The sequence below is a fragment of the Apibacter muscae genome (genome assembly GCF_007845635.1).
GTDB lineage: Bacteria > Bacteroidota > Bacteroidia > Flavobacteriales > Weeksellaceae > Apibacter > Apibacter muscae.
This window is the reverse complement of the sequence record NZ_SELG01000042.1, coordinates 20,535-37,430: the sequence shown is the minus strand read 5'-3', so window position 1 is coordinate 37,430 and position 16,896 is coordinate 20,535. Positions and strand designations below refer to the sequence as shown.

General features: G+C 29.5%; 13 protein-coding genes. 5 read left to right on the top strand and 8 right to left on the bottom strand.

Translation table 11 applies throughout. The features are described from left to right. Window positions 1-34: 34 nt before the first annotated feature. Complete coding sequence (locus ETU08_RS11395; RefSeq protein WP_146263162.1) at window positions 35-547, bottom strand: gamma carbonic anhydrase family protein; 513 nt, start codon at window positions 545-547, stop codon at window positions 35-37. A gap of 77 nt (window positions 548-624) precedes the next feature. On the opposite strand from ETU08_RS11395, the gene ETU08_RS11390 reads away from it, so the two are divergent. Beyond that, a complete protein-coding gene (locus tag ETU08_RS11390) occupies window positions 625-1,497 on the top strand; it encodes a NifU family protein (protein ID WP_146263161.1) in 873 nt (290 codons plus the stop codon). Between the two features lie 46 nt (window positions 1,498-1,543). Here the strand turns inward: ETU08_RS11390 and ETU08_RS11385 are convergent, their stop codons facing one another. From ETU08_RS11385 to ETU08_RS11375, 3 genes are all read right to left on the bottom strand, one after another. Beyond that, window positions 1,544-2,002: a low molecular weight protein-tyrosine-phosphatase gene (locus ETU08_RS11385; RefSeq protein WP_260391093.1), complete on the bottom strand. Its 459-nt coding sequence runs from the start codon at window positions 2,000-2,002 to the stop codon at window positions 1,544-1,546. Further along, on the bottom strand, window positions 1,999-3,429 hold the full coding sequence (gene dnaA, locus ETU08_RS11380) for a chromosomal replication initiator protein DnaA (RefSeq protein ID WP_146263160.1): 1,431 nt from the start codon (window positions 3,427-3,429) through the stop codon (window positions 1,999-2,001). Before dnaA ends, ETU08_RS11385 begins: the two co-directional genes overlap by 4 nt. 290 nt (window positions 3,430-3,719) lie before the next feature. Next, complete coding sequence (locus ETU08_RS11375) at window positions 3,720-4,340, bottom strand: IMPACT family protein (protein WP_146263159.1); 621 nt, start codon at window positions 4,338-4,340, stop codon at window positions 3,720-3,722. Between the two features lie 135 nt (window positions 4,341-4,475). Between ETU08_RS11375 and ETU08_RS11370 the strand changes: the two genes are divergently transcribed. Beyond that, complete coding sequence (locus ETU08_RS11370) at window positions 4,476-5,867, top strand: type III PLP-dependent enzyme domain-containing protein (protein WP_146263158.1); 1,392 nt, start codon at window positions 4,476-4,478, stop codon at window positions 5,865-5,867. Window positions 5,868-5,880: 13 nt separating this feature from the next. Beyond that, window positions 5,881-6,564 (top strand): (d)CMP kinase, encoded by a 684-nt coding sequence (cmk, locus tag ETU08_RS11365; protein ID WP_146263157.1) that lies wholly within the window; start codon window positions 5,881-5,883, stop codon window positions 6,562-6,564. A gap of 64 nt (window positions 6,565-6,628) precedes the next feature. Here cmk and guaB read toward each other — a convergent pair whose 3' ends face one another. Together guaB and dctA are read right to left on the bottom strand one after the other, a co-directional pair. Then, window positions 6,629-8,089, bottom strand: a complete 1,461-nt coding sequence (gene guaB / locus ETU08_RS11360) for an IMP dehydrogenase (protein WP_146263156.1) — start codon at window positions 8,087-8,089, stop codon at window positions 6,629-6,631. A 224-nt stretch (window positions 8,090-8,313) separates the two neighbouring features. Continuing rightward, window positions 8,314-9,633: a C4-dicarboxylate transporter DctA gene (dctA, locus tag ETU08_RS11355; RefSeq protein ID WP_146263155.1), complete on the bottom strand. Its 1,320-nt coding sequence runs from the start codon at window positions 9,631-9,633 to the stop codon at window positions 8,314-8,316. A 237-nt stretch (window positions 9,634-9,870) separates the two neighbouring features. Here dctA and ETU08_RS11350 point away from each other — a divergent pair, with 237 nt between their 5' ends. Together ETU08_RS11350 and ETU08_RS11345 are read left to right on the top strand one after the other, a co-directional pair. Further along, window positions 9,871-10,791 (top strand): ribonuclease Z, encoded by a 921-nt coding sequence (locus ETU08_RS11350; RefSeq protein ID WP_146263154.1) that lies wholly within the window; start codon window positions 9,871-9,873, stop codon window positions 10,789-10,791. A gap of 99 nt (window positions 10,792-10,890) precedes the next feature. Then, window positions 10,891-11,763 carry a DMT family transporter gene (locus ETU08_RS11345; protein ID WP_146263153.1) on the top strand — a complete coding sequence of 291 codons (873 nt, stop codon included), beginning with the start codon at window positions 10,891-10,893 and terminating at the stop codon, window positions 11,761-11,763. Between the two features lie 21 nt (window positions 11,764-11,784). Here ETU08_RS11345 and ETU08_RS11340 read toward each other — a convergent pair whose 3' ends face one another. After that, entirely contained in the window at window positions 11,785-12,339 is a 555-nt protein-coding gene (locus ETU08_RS11340) for a methylated-DNA--[protein]-cysteine S-methyltransferase (RefSeq protein WP_146263152.1), read from the bottom strand. Between the two features lie 49 nt (window positions 12,340-12,388). Beyond that, the gene (gene dnaE / locus ETU08_RS11335; protein ID WP_146263151.1) at window positions 12,389-16,759 is read right to left on the bottom strand and encodes a DNA polymerase III subunit alpha; all 4,371 of its coding nucleotides are present in this window, start codon (window positions 16,757-16,759) and stop codon (window positions 12,389-12,391) included. Between the last annotated feature and the right edge of the window lie 137 nt (window positions 16,760-16,896).

Here is a 16,896-nt window from a genome sequence, read left to right as displayed (position 1 = left end):
TCCTTCAATGGAATGGTGAAATAAATATATAATATTATTTATACCAACTACTATATTCAACGTAATTAGCAGCAATTCTATTAATCTCATTATCTTTTAATTCCGTTGAAACTTCTCCAATTTTTTTGGCAGGAACCCCAGCCCATATTTCTCCAGATTTAATGTGTTTGCCTTGAGTTACAACTGCACCAGCTGCAATGATAGAATTACTTTCCACTAAAACATCATCCATTACAATTGAACCCATCCCAACCAATACTTGACTTTTTATAGTACAACCATGTACAATAGCTCTATGACCTAAAGATACATTATTCCCAATAGTTGTACTATATTTATTATATGTACAATGAATAATAGCATGATCTTGAATATTTACTCTATTACCAATCTTAATAAAGTTTACATCACCTCTTATAACAGCTCCAAACCACACAGAGCATTCATCACCTAATATAACATCCCCTACTAAAACTGAGTTTTCTGCTAAAAAACAATCCTTTCCCCATAGTGGAGTTTTATCTAAAATTTTCTTAATTATAGCCATATTTTTATACAATCTTACATTTTACTTTAATCATAAGAACAAGTTACGTATTTTTGATTGTTAAAAATAAATATTTCATGGAATTAAAAATAGAAAATACACCTAATAAAGATATCATAAAATTTGTTGCCCCACATACTTTGGTAGAAGGCAGTTTTGAAATTTCAAATTTTGATGAAGCTAAAAATATACCTTTAGCACAAGAATTATTAAAATTTTCATTTATAACTAAAATTTTAATAACTGCAAATTTTATAGCGCTCCAAAAAAATGAAAGTATTGATTGGGAACTAGTACAAAACGAAATTAAAGAAATTATTATTGATGAATTATTAGCAAATCCATCAATTATTATTAAGCCTCAAAAGAATCCAATAACTGTTTATGCAGAATCCACTCCTAATCAAGAGGTAATGAAGTTTGTTACTAGCAGAATTTTAGTAGAAGGAATTATTGAAATAAAAGACGTTCATGAAGCAAAAGATGTTCCGCTAGCATTATACCTTTTAAGTTTTCCTTATGTAAAAGAAATTTTTATTTGTGATAATTTTATTTCAATAACAAAAAATAAGGATTTTGACTGGCAAGAAATAGCCATGGAAATACGTACCAATATTTCTGAATACTTGAAGGATAATAAAGACATCAGTTATTTAAATGAATTAATTGTTAAAGAAAGCATTGAAAATTCAGATAGAAAAGAATATACTCCAATTGAAGAAAAAATAAAAAAAATTCTTGATGAATATGTTTTGCCAGCAGTGTCTGGAGATGGTGGAAATATAGATTTGGTATCTTTTGATGAGACAACTAAAACGGCTAAAATGATATTACAAGGAGCTTGTAGCGGATGCCCATCATCGATCATAACTCTAAAGAATGGAATTGAAAACTTATTAAAGCAGATGCTTCCAAACGAAGTTGAAAATGTTGAAGCAATCAATGGATAAATTAATATCCATTGATACAAATTAATTTTATAGAAATTTTAATTAATTAATTAGCACTTAAGAGTTTTTCAGCAATTGAAGTGCAAGCTAAATCTAATTGTTGAAAAACTTTTTTAAAATCATTTTCATCACCATAGTAAGGATCGGGAATGCTTTGTTGTTTTGGATTTTCGTAAACATCCGAAAGTATCATTCTAACCTTTCTTTTATCTGCTTCCTTCCTTGCTTTAAAGATTATATCTCCAAAATTAGCATGATCCATCACGTAAATCAAATCAAAATCATCAAAATCTGAAGGCAAAAATTGTCTACCTTTTAAATGAGATATATCAATATTATGTTCCTTACAGATTTCAATAGCTCTTTTGTCTGGTTTATCATTAACATGATAATCTGCGATACCAGCACTATCAACAATAAAATTTTCCGGCAGTTTAGATCTTAAAATACCTTCTGCCATAGGTGAACGACAAATATTCCCTAAACAAACCATTAATATTTTCATATATTCGAAGCTAATTTTTTATTAAGATCATCCACATAGGTTTTAAACATCCTATCTGTTTCAAATAAATTATCTACTGTTTTACATGCATGAAGTACGGTAGCATGATCTCTCTTTCCAATTTGATTTCCAATGGAAGTTAAGGAAGCATTGGTATATTTTTTAGCAAAATACATAGCAATCTGTCTTGCCTGTACAATATCCCTCTTACGTGTTTTAGATTGTAATAAATCTATAGGAACTTTAAAGTAATCACAAACTAATTTTTGAATAAAATCAATGGTTATATCTTTTTTAGAATTTGTTATTAAGCTATCTAAAGTTTTTTGTACAAGTTCTAAAGTAATCTCTTTCTTATTAAAGGTGGCTTGCGCAATAATTGAATTAAGAGATCCTTCTAATTCTCTAATATTAGTTTTAATATTCTGAGCAATGTATTCAAGTACTTCTTCTGAAAGTTCAATACCATCAAATTCCATCTTTTGTTTCAAAATCGCCAATCTTGTAGTATAATCAGGCACCTGAATTTCTGTAGATAATCCCCATTTAAAACGGGAAATTAATCGTTGCTCTACATCCTGAATATCTACTGGAGATTTATCAGAGGTTAAAATAATTTGCTTGCCACTTTGATGTAAGTGGTTAAAAATATGAAAGAAAACTTCTTGGGTTCCTTTTTTACCTGAAATAAAATGAATATCATCTACAATTAAGACATCTATCATTTGATAGAAATGAATAAAATCATTTCTATTGTTAGATTTTGTAGCTTCTTGGAACTGTTGACAAAACTTTTCCATGGAAACATACAAAACGGTCTTACCTGATTGAAGCCTTTTAACTTCTAGCCCAATTGCATGTGCCAAATGAGTTTTTCCTAACCCAACACCACTATAAATAAAAAACGGATTAAACGAAGTACCACCAGGTCTTTTAGCTATTTGCTTACCAGCAGAACGAGCAAGACGGTTAGATTCTCCTTCAATAAAATTATCAAATGTATAATTTGTATTTAGTTGACTATCTATTTTTAATTTTTGTAATCCTGGGATTATAAATGGATTTTTTACTCCTCTTTCTACAAAGAGCGGAGCATCAACTTCCTGAACTTGTATTTTAGCTTTTTGCGAACTTGGAATATTAACGGTATAAGGTTCCTCAGTCATTTGTTTTTTTTCCATCATAATGGAATAAACAAGCTTAGCATCTTTACCTAAATTTTTAGTTAATGCACTTTTTATAATTTTAATATAATTCTCTTCTAAATATTCATAGTAAAACTTACTAGGCACTTGTATAGTTAATACATTCTCTTGTAATTTAACAGCCTTTACAGGTTCAAACCATGTCAAATAAGATTTCTCAGAAATATTATCTCTGATATATTGAAGACAAGAATCCCAAACAGAAATCGAAGTTTTTGACATTTTTATACTGATTTTTTTTTATAGAAACGAATGTATAATCTTCTTTCGTTTACCGTGCAAAAGTCCTAATTTATTTTAAAAAAAAAAAGATGATTTCCTGTTGCTTTTAAAAAAATTTATTGCTATTAAATAATGAAATTACAACTTTAAAAAATATTTGTTTATAAAAAACGATTGTTAATACAAATTACTTTATATAATAAATATTTAAGATTAAAACTAAATATACATAATATTGATTTTTTTATTCATTTATATGAAGCAGAGAAAATTTTATTAATAATTAAATTCTAAGCTAATAATTTATAGCTAACAAATTTTTGCAGAAATAATGGATTAAACTTATCAAGAAACGAATCTCTTTTTTTTACGGGAACTTTAATCTTAACACTACAATTTTCTAAGAAGTTAAAGGAAATTGGTTCTATTTGTAATTTTTTTAAAAAATTCATAACTAAGGATTGTTTATCGTAATTAAAAATTAATTCATAACACTCATATATTTCTTTCTCAATAATATTAGATTGACTAATTGTTTGAAGTGAACATTCTTTATATGCTTTTATTAAACCACTTACCCCTAACTTAGTTCCTCCGTAATACCTTACAACAATTAATAAAACATTAACTATATCTGCGGATAATAATTGATTATATATAGGTAATCCAGCAGTTCCTGAGGGTTCTCCATCGTCATTAACTCTAAACTTTTCTCCTTTAACCCCTATTCGGTAAGCATAACAATAATGAGTGGCTTGCGGATATAGATCTTTAGATTTTTGTAAAAAAATATTTAAATCATTTTCATTTTCCATATATAATAATAATCCATAAAATTTACTTCCTTTAATCCTTAGAAGAAAATTAGTTATAGGCTTATCAATGGTACGATATTGGAAAATTTCTGACATGCTCTAATTTATTTTTTAAATAATTTTATAAATAATGCAATTCAATATATTTCAAAAAAATAATATTTTACATTTATTACTTTAGAATTACAATTTTTAAAGATATTTGTATAATAAATTTTTCGTAAATATAAAATGAAAATAAAATACTACGATTTAATACAACAAACTTTTGATTTTCCTCAACCTGAATTTAAAGTAAATAATGGAAATCTACTTTTTCATGATATTCCATTGATGGATCTCATTGAAAAATTTGGAACTCCATTTAAATTTAATTATTTACCCAAGATTTCTGAAAATATTTTGCAAACCAAAGAATGGTTTAAAAAGTCTTTTAAGGAAAATGATTATAAAGGAGATTATAAATATTGTTATTGTACTAAATCCAGTCATTTTTCATTTGTTGTAGAAGAAGCTTTAAAAAATAATATAAGTTTAGAAACTTCTTTTTCCAATGATATTGAAATTATAAAAAAGCTATACGAAAAAGGTTCGGTGGATAAAAATATTGAGGTTATATGCAACGGATTTAAAACTGAGGAATACCTTAAGAATATAGCAGAAATGATTAACGGTGGATTTAGTAATATAATTCCTGTTTTAGATAATTTTAAAGAGCTAGAACGTTTATCAGACAGTATTGATAGTAATTTCAATGTAGGAATACGAATTGCTTCTGAAGAAGAACCTAAGTTTGAATTTTATACATCCCGTTTAGGAATAGGATATAAAGATATAATCCCTTACTATGCACAAAGAATTCAAAATCATCCTTTTGCTAGATTGAAAATGCTTCATTTTTTTATCAATACTGGAATTAAAGATACTTCCTATTATTGGAATGAACTTTATAAATGCTTACGTGTTTATGCTAGATTAAAAAAAATTGCACCAGAAGTAGATTCCCTTAATATCGGTGGTGGATTTCCTGTAAAAACTTCATTGTCTTTTGATTATGATTATTATTATATGATTAATGAAATCACCTATCAAATTAAAAAATTCTGTGAGGGTGAAGGTGTTGAAGAACCTACCATTTATACTGAATTTGGGTCTTTTACCGTAGGTGAAAGTGGTGGTGTAGTATATAAAATATTAAGTCAAAAAAGACAGAATGATAGAGAAAAGTGGAATATGATTGATAGTTCATTCATGACGACTTTACCAGATTCTTGGGCAATATCCCGTCGTTTTGTAATGCTACCTATTAATCGGTGGGAAGATTCCTACGAGAGAGTCTTTCTTGGCGGATTAACTTGCGATAGCGATGATTATTATAATTCAGAGCAACATGTAAACGCTATTTATCTACCTATATTTAATGAAGAAAAGCCTTTGTATATAGGATTTTTCAATACCGGTGCTTATCAAGATTCTATTAGTGGTTTTGGAGGAGTACATCATTGCCTAGTTCCAGGACCTAAACATATTCTGATTGACAAAGACAAAGATGGTAAATTAAATTATAAAGTTTTTAGAGAAGAACAGAGCCATAAAGAAATATTGGATCTTTTGGGTTATTAAATGATTTATAAAAATGATATATACCATAGCTATTGACGGGCATTCTTCCACCGGAAAAAGTACTTATGCTAAATCTTTAGCCAAAGATCTGGGTTGGACACATATAGATACGGGAGCTATGTATAGAGCAATAACTCTTTATGGTTTAATTAATTTTAATGAAGGTCATTCAATAAATGAAAAAAAAGTAATAGCTGCACTTAAAAATATTCACTTAAAATTTATCTATAATCCTATAACTAATACGAATGATATTTATTTAAACGATGAAAACTTTGAACCCAAAATTAGAGATTTAAAAGTATCAGAATCAGTTTCAACCATAGCAAAAATCCCTGAAGTAAGAAGTTTTCTAGTTGAAAAACAAAGAGAATTAGGAAAGAGCGAAAGTATTGTTATGGATGGTAGAGATATTGGTACTGTAGTATTTCCAAACGCTGATTTAAAATTTTTTATTACTGCTAGTATTGATATAAGAGCCCAAAGAAGATATTTAGAATTAAAAAATAAATCTTCCATTATTACCTATGAGGAAGTCAAAGAAAATTTAATTAAAAGGGATTACATTGACGAACATAGAATATTGTCTCCTTTAAAAATGGCTGAAAATGCCTACTTAATAGATAATACTTTCCTAGATAAAGAACAAACATATCGTAAAATAAAACAGATAGTTATCTCAAAAATAAATTTGTAAAATTGACTATAATTTAAATTGTAAAAAAAGCTTCTTAAAATATTAAGAAGCTTTTTATTTAGTATTAATTTGTATAATTGGGTGCCTCTTGAGTAATTATAACATCATGAGGATGACTTTCTTTTAATCCAGCTGAAGAAATTTTCACCATTTTACTATCTCGCTTCAACTCTTCTAAATTTTTTGTTCCACAATAGCCCATTCCAGCACGAATTCCTCCGCACAATTGATACACAACATCAGATATTTTACCTTTATAAGGAACTCTACCTTCAATCCCCTCAGGAACTAATTTTTTAGCCTCTGATTGGAAATATCGATCTTTACTTCCTCTTTTCATTGCTGATAGTGAACCCATTCCTTGGTAACTTTTAAATTTTCTTCCTTGAAAAATTATTTCATCCCCGGGTGCTTCTTCCGTTCCAGCAAATAAGGAACCTAACATAACACATGATGCTCCGCTAGCTATAGCTTTCACTATATCCCCTGATAATTTAATACCTCCATCTGCTATAACCGGAATATTGTGTTGTGAAGCATATTCAAAAACGTTATTTATCGCCGATAACTGAGGAACACCTACCCCTGCAACTACTCTTGTCGTACAAATAGATCCTGGACCTACTCCCACTTTGAGTGCATTTGCACCTGCATCAATTAAATCTTTGGCTGCTTCTGCCGTAACTATGTTTCCTCCAATAACATCCAATTCAGGGAATGAATTTTTAATTTCTTTAATTTTATTAATAACATTTATGGAATGCCCATGCGCAGAATCTACAGCAATGATGTCAACACCTGCTTTTACTAGAGCATCTACCCTATCCAGTGTGTCCACTCCAACACCTACACCTGCTCCTACCCTTAATCTGCCATTAGAATCTTTACAAGCACTTGGGTATTCTAACAAATTATCAATATCCTTGATAGTTATTAATCCAATTAATTTGTTATTTTTATCCGTGATAGGTAACTTTTCAATTCTATTATCTAAAAGAATTTGTTTTGCTTGCTCTAATGAAGTATCTTTAGTTGAAGTAATAATATTATTTTTGGTCATTACCTCATCCACCCTTTGCTCTAAATTCGATTGATATTTTATGTCTCTATTGGTAATAATGCCTACAAGAGTATCATCCTCTTCGATCACAGGTAAACCTGAAATTCTATACTCCTGCATTAAACTTAAAGCTTCTTTTAAGCTATGTTTTCTACTGAGTGTAATAGGATTAGAGATCATTCCATTCTCAGACCTTTTTACGCGATTTACTTCTGAAGCTTGTTGTTCAATCGGCATATTTTTATGAATAAACCCTAAACCTCCTTCCCTAGCTAGTGTTATAGCTAAACTAGATTCAGTAACAGTATCCATGGCGGCTGAAACAATAGGAATATTTAACTCTATTTTTTGTGTTAAATTTGTTTTTAAGGATACTTGAGAAGGTAAAATTTCTGAATAAGCAGGAACAAGAAGTACATCGTCAAAAGTGATGGCCTCTTCAATAATTTTTTTACTAAGTGACATATGGGCTTTTGCGATGCAAATTTATAGTTTTTTAATTATTAAAAAAATTATATTGGTTACAATATTTATTAATAAATGACTTTATATTAATTCATTTAAGATTTTATTATCTATAAAAAATGCTTTTAAAGCTATATTTTTTATAAAAATTTTAAATAATAAAAAAGAGATAATTCAATAACTATCTCTTTTTTATTAAGTAAAGTATAAATTTTCACCTATTTTTAACTTGCTTTAGCAACTTCACTTGATATAAGAATTTCTTTTGCCATAGATGTATCAAACTCATTTTCTCTCCTTGCTACCACTATAGTTGCTGCTGCATTTCCAATAATATTTGTTAATGCACGTGCCTCACTCATAAACTTGTCAATACCAAAAATTAAAGCTACAGATTCAACTGGTAAATCTCCTACCACTGGCAATGTAGCTGCCAAAGTTATAAAACCACTTCCAGTAACTCCTGCTGCTCCTTTAGAGGTTAAAAGTAAAACTAGTAACAATGTAATTTCTTGACCAATGGTCAAATGCGAATTCAATGCCTGAGAAATAAATACGGCTGCCATGGTTAAATAAATTGAAGTTCCATCTAAGTTAAATGAATAACCTGTAGGAATAACTAATCCAACCACTGATTTTGCACAACCAATATCTTCCATTTTTTTCATTATGCCTGGTAAGGCTGATTCAGAAGAAGAAGTTCCTAAAACGATAAGTAATTCTTCCTTTATATATTTAATGAATTTAAAAACATTTATTTTATTGTAATAAAGGACGGCTCCAATAACTCCAAAAATAAATATTATGCATGTTAAATAGAAACATAGAATTAACATACCTAAATTGCTTAAAGAAGATATACCATATCGACCAATGGTATAAGCCATGGCACCAAAAGCACCTATAGGAGCTAAATACATTATCATTTTAATAATTGCAAATAGACCATCAAGAAAGGATTGTAAAACAGTTAATACTGGTTTAGAAGCTTTAGGACCAATTTTAGTCATTGCAAAACCAAATAGTACAGCAAATACCAATACTTGAAGTAAATTATTAGATGAAAGAGATGCAATTACATTATCCGGAATCATTCCCATTATAAAATCTACGAGAGCATTTCCATCCTCATGATTAGCCTTATCTATGTAACCAGATACGGATGATGAATCTAATTCCTTAGGATCCACATTCATCCCATTCCCGGGTTTTAGTATATTTACGAATAACAATCCAATGATTAATGCAATTGTTGTCATAATTTCAAAGTATACAATCGCAGTAACTCCTACTTTACCTACTTTTTTGGTATCTTCCATGCCTGCTATACCGATAACAATGGTACAGAAGATTAATGGTCCAACGATCATTTTAATAAGCTTAATAAAACCATCGCCCAGAGGTTTTAACTTTTCAGCAAATCCTGGTATATTTTTATTTACTCCATCGACAACTTCTGAATGACTTGGATAAAAATGTCCTATAAGAATACCAACAATAATAGCAATTATCACTTGTACATATAGACTTTTTAGTAATTTCATATTTCTCAATTTTTGGTTTTTCAATATATAAATTATCTGAATATAAAATTGACAAAAATTTAAAAAAATTGGATAATTATGTTCAGGATCTATTCATCTAATTGATTTATAGTATATTAAAAATAAAATAATTAATTGTTTTATATAAATATCTATCAAAATTTTTTTTTTAGTATGTAGTCAATTATATATTTATTATTTTTAAGAACAATTAAAGAATTATTAATAAAAAATCTTATGAAACTTACAATCCTTGGTTTTAATTCAGCAATACCCACCATTAATTCTCACCCTAGTGCTCAATTGCTTGATATCCAAGAAAATTTATTTTTAATTGATTGTGGTGAAGGTACACAGGTACAGTTAAGAAGAGCAAAAGCTAAATTTTCTAAAATCAATCATATATTTATTTCTCATTTGCATGGTGATCATGTATTTGGTCTTATAGGTTTAATATCTACCTTTTTATTATTAGGGAGAGAAAATATTTTAAATATTTATGGCCCTAAAGGCATTAAAATGTTTATTGAAAATCAATTGAGTTTAACTGAAAGTTACCAAATTTTTAAGTTAAATTTTATAGAGCTATCCTCTACAGATTCTCAATTGATCTACGAAGACAATAAATTAACGGTACATACCATTCCTTTGGATCATCGTGTATATACCAATGGTTTTATATTTAAAGAAAAAGCCAAGCCTAAAAGACTTAATATAGAAAGTATAAACCAATATCCACAAATTGAGGTTTGCGATTATCATAATTTAAAATTAGGTAAAGATTGGGTAAGCGAAGATGGCAAAACTATTATATCGAATGAAAAACTCACTTATGAAGCCAAACATTCTTATAGCTACGCTTATTGTTCGGATACCTCATATAAACCTGATATTATAGATTTAATTAAAGATGTAGATGTCTTGTATCATGAATCTACATTTCTTAACGATTTAGAAGATCTTGCACGTAAAACTAAACATAGTACTGCGCTTGAGGCAGCAAAAATTGCTAAGGAAGCAAAAGTGAAACACTTGATTTTAGGTCATTTTTCCAACCGATATTCTGATTTTTCTGTATTTAAAGAAGAGGCTGAAACCATTTTTGCTTCCACCTTACTACCTAGTGAATTAGAAACAATTGATTTTGAAAAAATGTAATTTTTGATAAAGTTAAATTCATCCTATACATTTTATAATAGAAATAGGTTTTAACAGTAATTCTTAAATGATATATTTGCGGATTGTTAATTTTATCTTATGAAAATTCCTGCTTATATCCAATTGCAATTTATTGTTCTAATGTGGGGGTTTACTGGTGTTATTGGTAAACTAATCACATTATCATCCATACCCTTAGTATGGGGAAGAACCTTAATTGCAACCGTATTTCTATATATTTATTTACGCTTTATTGTCAAAGAAAATTTTATTATTAAAAAAAAATTAATTTTACAATTTATAGGCTGTGGTTTTGTAATAGGTATTCATTGGATACTATTTTATGGAGCTATTAAAATTTCCAACATTTCCATTGCTACTTCTACATTATCTACCGGAACCTTATTTGCTGCGTTGTTGGAACCTATTTTTTTAAAGAGAAAAATTAAAATTTCAGAAATATTTATAAGTATAATTATTATTCTATGTATTTTCTTAATTTTTAAAACTGAATTTCAATATTGGAAGGGTATTCTAATGGGAGTAAGTTGCGCTTTACTTTCTGCATTATTTTCTGTCATCAATGGTAAACTTCACTCAAAAAGTAACGCTACTGTTCTTACTTTTTATGAAATGATTGGTGGGTTCTTAATTCTAAATTTATTTATTGGGCTTGGAAATAATTTAGATCAAATCATCCATATTAAATTCATGGACATATTCTGGCTAATCATATTAAGTTGTATATTAACATGTTTACCAATGATTCATACTATTAAATTAATGAAATTTCTTACACCATTCACCATTATGCTATCCATAAATTTAGAGCCTGTATACGCAATACTAATAGCCTTTTTGATTTGGGGTGATGCTGAAAAAATGAGTTTAACCTTTTATATTGCTACTGCGATAATGATTTTAGCCATTTGCACCAACGGTTACTTAAAAAATAGAAATTCTTTACGATAAAATTATTCTTTAAAACTTGTTTTAAAATAAAGTGGTTTGGATAAATGGTGCTTCTAATTCTAGTAATTTTTTTTTAGCTTTTAAACCACCTGAATAACCGGTTAATCCGCCATTAACACCAATTATTCTATGACACGGAATAATTATTGAAATGCCATTAGCTCCATTTGCATTCGCTACCGCACGAATAGCATTTATATTTTTTATATTTTTGGACAATTCTAAATAACTTGTTGTTCTACCATATGGAACATTCATTAACTCTGTCCAAACTAATTTTTGAAATTCACTACCGCAAAGTAATATAGGAATGTTGAATGTCTTACGTTCTTTATTGAAATATTCTTTTAATTGAATAATTGTTTGATCAATTACCTCTGATTTACTGAAGATATAATCCGCTTCTAAGTAACCTTTTATTCTACTATCAATTACTTCTCTTTTTTTTCTATATAACCAATCACACAAACAAATTTTTTCCTTATAAGCACCTATTACAAGTTTTCCAACCGGAGATTTATAGTATTGAATTTTTATATTACTCACTAAATGTTTTAGATTCAATTTAAGATGCATAGATATTATTTTCTACAAAATAATTTCTATGAAGGTTAAAATTTTTTAGCTAATTTAATCTAAAATCTAAATATAATTCGTCTTTTAACTGATCTAGTACTTCTTTAGATATATTTATTCTTTTATTCATTGAGGCTGATTCTAAGAAAAGATTATTTTTTTTATCTAATATTTCAAAATGAATATCTTTAGTTCCTGAATTTTCATCACAAATTTTATTTAGAGCAATTAATGTTTTTTCATCTAAGTCTTCCAAATTAATTTTTATGGTTAATTTTTTGGTATGTTTATCTATGATTCCACTTAATTCTTCAATGTTTAAAACATTTATGTATATAAAACCATTATCTTTAATCATTCCTACTGTTATTTTAACTAATACAAATAAATTTTTAATTAAATACTTTTGTAAGTCTAAGTAATTCTTCTTTAACTTAAGTGAGAGAGTTCCTGTTTTATCTTCAACATCGAAATAAGCTATGCGGTCCCTCCCATCATTAATTTCCTTATGTTCAAAGCGTGATATCATTCCAGCAATAAACAGTTCCTTACCGACGTATTTATCTTTGTTTTCATTGATCTCAACGATGTCCATGGGCTTTACTAAATCTAATTCGTATTTGTAATTATCCATGGGATGTGCTGATATATATATTCCTACCACTTCTTTTTCTTTTCCAAGTTTATACATGGTGGTCCACTCCTCCGTCTGAGGGATATTGGGCTTCATGATCTCTAAACCTTCATCACCTAAATCTCCGAATAACGAATTTTGAGCAGAATTTTTATCTCCTTGATAAGCTATACCATACCTAACTAGTTTTTCTAAGGTAATGGATCCGTTTTCTTCTGTAAAAAATTGAGCTCTATTACCATCCGCTAAATCATCAAATGCACCTGCCAATACAAAATTTTCAAGAACTTTTTTATTAATATTTTTAAGATCTACTCTTTCAAAAAAATCAAATAAATTTTTATACTTTCCTTTTGTATTTCGTTCATTTACAACAGCTTCAACTGCATTTTCTCCAATTCCTTTGATTGCTCCCATACCAAAACGTATGGCTCCTTTTTCATTTACAGTAAATTCATAGTCACTTTCATTAACATCGGGTCCTAGTACTTCCAACCCCATATTTTTACATTCTTCCATAAAAAATGTTAGTGTACTAAGATTATTTAAGTTATTACTTAACAATGCCGCCATAAACTCTGCGGGATAATGTGCTTTTAAATAGGCGGTTTGAAAGGCAATAAAGGCATAGCAGGTAGAATGCGATTTATTAAATGCATATTGTGCAAAAGCCTTCCAATCTTCCCATATTTTTTTTAAAACCTCTTCCGGGTGTCCTTTAGACTTAGCTCCGTCCACAAACTTAGCTTCCATCTTATTTAGGACATCAATCATTTTTTTTCCCATAGCTTTTCTCAAAACATCGGCTTCACCTTTGGTAAATCCTGCAAGTTTCTGAGAGAGTAGCATCACTTGTTCTTGGTATACCGTAATTCCATAGGTGTCTGCCAAATACTCTTCCATATCTGGTAAATCATAGGTTATGGGTTCTTTACCGTGTTTACGATTAATAAAGTTCGGGATGTATTGCAAAGGCCCTGGTCGGTATAAAGCATTCATGGCTATTAGATCTTCAAACTTGTCGGGTTGAAGAGCTTTTAAATGCTTTTGCATTCCAGGGGATTCGTATTGAAAGATACCTACTGTATTTCCATTTTTAAATATTTCATAAGTTTTTTCATCGTCTAAAGGAAATTCGTCTGGATCTATTTTATTTCCTGTTCTCTTTTTTATAATTTCTACAGCATCCCCGATAATTGTTAAGGTTCTTAAGCCTAAAAAATCCATTTTAAGCAATCCCGCACTTTCAACCACTGAATTATCAAATTGTGAAACTAATAAGGAGGAATCTTTGGCTACAGCCACCGGGATAAGGTTGGTTATATCTTCGGGTGTAATAATCACCCCGCAAGCATGAACTCCAGTATTTCGTATACTTCCTTCTAGTAAAGAAGCATTTTGTATTACTTTTCCTTCAAGATCATTGGATTTAAATTTGTGCTTCAATTCTAATACAGGTTGAGCTTCTTCTTTTCCAAAATCTTTCTGAATATCTGCCTCTGATTTATTTTTGAGTTTTGTTAAATTTAAAGTTGCCGGTAAGTTTTTAGACAAACGATCGGTATCGCTCAATGGTAGCTCCAATACTCTACCTGCATCTCGTATTGCAGATCGTCCAGCCAATGTCCCATAAGTAATAATTTGTGCAACTTGATTTTGTCCGTATTTTTCTACTACCCATTGAATAATTTTTTCCCTGCCCCTATCATCAAAGTCAATATCAATATCTGGCAAAGAAACTCGATCTGGATTTAGAAAACGCTCAAAAAGTAAATCATATTTTACAGGATCTATATTTGTAATTCCTATACAATAGGCAACCGCAGATCCGGCTGCTGAACCTCTACCAGGTCCTACAGCTACTCCCATTTTTCGGGCTTGAGAAGTAAAATCCTGAACAATTAAGAAATAACCGGGATATCCTGTTTTGGCAATAATTTCTAATTCAAATTGTAATCTTTCTTTAGTTGATTCTTGTATATTCTCACCATACCTTTTTTTTGCTCCTTCCCAAGTTAAATGCGCCAAATAGGCATTTTCTCCTCTTTTCCCCCCATCCTCATCGTCTTTTGGATCTTTAAATTCCTCAGGTATATCAAATTTAGGCAAGAGAACTTCTCTTGCCAATTGGTAAGGTTCAAATTTTTTTATAAAATCTTTGAAATTTTCAATCGCATCAGGAATATCAGCAAATAACGTAGCCATTTCCTCTTGAGATTTAAAGTTATACTCCTCATTGGGCAATCCGTATCTTTTCCCAAAACCTTTACCTTTAGGCGTGGATTGTTTTTCACCATCTTTTATACAAAGAAGTATATCTTGCGTTTCAGCTTCTTCTTTATTAATATAATACGTATCATTTTGGGCTAATACTTTTACTTGATATTTTTCTGCGAATTTTAAAAGTACTTGATTTAAATGATCTTCTTCTGCTAAATGATGTCTTAATAACTCTACGTAAAAGTCTTCTCCAAACAATTGATGCCAATATACAAAGGCTTCTTCTGCTTGCTTCTCTCCAACATTCAGTATTAAGCTAGGTATTTCTGAAGACAGTCCACCGGTGGTAGCGATAAGATTTTCTTTATATTTTTCAATAAGATCTTTACCAATTCTTGGAAAGCCGGCATAATAACCTAATTGATATCCTAATGTTGATAACTTTGACAGGTTTTTAAATCCCTGATAATTTTTGGCTAGTAGCACCTGCGTATATCTACGATCTGGATTGTCCTTAGTGAATTTGTTTTGTAAATAATTTTCAGATATATACAATTCACATCCTACGATGGGAAGAATTTCTCTTTGCAAAGGTTTATGAATATCTCCTGCATTAATCTTAGCGTTTTGATCTTTAATTTTCCCATTGACTTTTTTTATTTCATTTAAAAAAGCAAAAGCTCCCATTAAATTACCGGTATCTGTAACACCTAGCGCAGGCATGTTAAATTCAAGAGTTTTTTGAATTAGATCTGAGTGTTTACTGGTGGAAGTTAATATTGAAAATACGGAGTGATTGTGAAAATGAAAATATTGAGAATAATCAATCTCATCAATTGATCTTTTATGATCTTTTCTACTTTCTTTTAATTTTTCATTAAAATCCTTAACCTGCTGCCGTACAACAATATCAAAAGGTTGAAAAGGATTTGGGTGATTATTTATAAAGTTTACAAGTTGTTCTGGTGTAAAACCTAATTTTTTAGGTTCTATCTGATTTAAACGAACCAACTCCCAAAAAGCTTGGGCAGTTGCATTTACGTCTGCAGCTGCATTATGAGCTTCATCAAAACTATAACCAAAAAGTTTTTCGTACAATTCAGACAATTTGGGGTATTTAAACCCACCTCCTATTCCTCCAGGAATAGCACAAAAATTTGTACCCTCTTTGGCTGTATCTACTAAATCTAAATCGGCTATATGGTTATCAATTGATTTTCTGTAGAATTCTGCTCCAACAATAGGAATATCAAAAGCTATATTTTGCCCAACTAGAATTGGATTTTTTTCTAAAACTTTATTAAATTTATCCAGTATTTCTTTTAGATCATACCCTTCAGCTAACGCTTTTTCAGTACTAATGCCATGAATTTTTTGTGCGTTAAAAGGTATATCATAACCTTCCGGTTTAATTATATAATCATAATTTTCAATTAAATTACCATTTTCGTCGTGCAACTGCCAAGCAATTTGCACCATTCTCGGCCAATTGTCAGAGTCTGAAACTGGCGCACTAGCATTGGCAGGAAGACCGGTAGTTTCGGTATCAAATACTAAAAAATTCATATTACAAAGTTAGATAATTTATGAAAACATATCCGTAAGTGATTTTTAAGTTTGTGGTAAAAGGGTTAATGTTTTAATATATGATTTATAATTGATCTATGAATGTTATTCGCATCAACAAATCATACTATTACATA

Excerpts from the sequence above, each read along its gene's own strand:
- ETU08_RS11395 (WP_146263162.1), bottom strand. The coding sequence starts at position 547 with ATGGCTATAATTAAGAAAATTTTAGATAAAACTCCACTATGGGGAAAG.
- ETU08_RS11375 (WP_146263159.1), bottom strand. The coding sequence starts at position 4,340 with ATGTCAGAAATTTTCCAATATCGTACCATTGATAAGCCTATAACTAAT.
- ETU08_RS11385 (WP_260391093.1), bottom strand. The coding sequence starts at position 2,002 with ATGAAAATATTAATGGTTTGTTTAGGGAATATTTGTCGTTCACCTATG.
- cmk (WP_146263157.1), top strand. The coding sequence starts at position 5,881 with ATGATATATACCATAGCTATTGACGGGCATTCTTCCACCGGAAAAAGT.
- guaB (WP_146263156.1), bottom strand. The coding sequence starts at position 8,089 with ATGTCACTTAGTAAAAAAATTATTGAAGAGGCCATCACTTTTGACGAT.
- dctA (WP_146263155.1), bottom strand. The coding sequence starts at position 9,633 with ATGAAATTACTAAAAAGTCTATATGTACAAGTGATAATTGCTATTATT.
- ETU08_RS11350 (WP_146263154.1), top strand. The coding sequence starts at position 9,871 with ATGAAACTTACAATCCTTGGTTTTAATTCAGCAATACCCACCATTAAT.
- ETU08_RS11390 (WP_146263161.1), top strand. The coding sequence starts at position 625 with ATGGAATTAAAAATAGAAAATACACCTAATAAAGATATCATAAAATTT.
- dnaA (WP_146263160.1), bottom strand. The coding sequence starts at position 3,429 with ATGTCAAAAACTTCGATTTCTGTTTGGGATTCTTGTCTTCAATATATC.
- dnaE (WP_146263151.1), bottom strand. The coding sequence starts at position 16,759 with ATGAATTTTTTAGTATTTGATACCGAAACTACCGGTCTTCCTGCCAAT.
- ETU08_RS11370 (WP_146263158.1), top strand. The coding sequence starts at position 4,476 with ATGAAAATAAAATACTACGATTTAATACAACAAACTTTTGATTTTCCT.
- ETU08_RS11340 (WP_146263152.1), bottom strand. The coding sequence starts at position 12,339 with ATGCATCTTAAATTGAATCTAAAACATTTAGTGAGTAATATAAAAATT.
- ETU08_RS11345 (WP_146263153.1), top strand. The coding sequence starts at position 10,891 with ATGAAAATTCCTGCTTATATCCAATTGCAATTTATTGTTCTAATGTGG.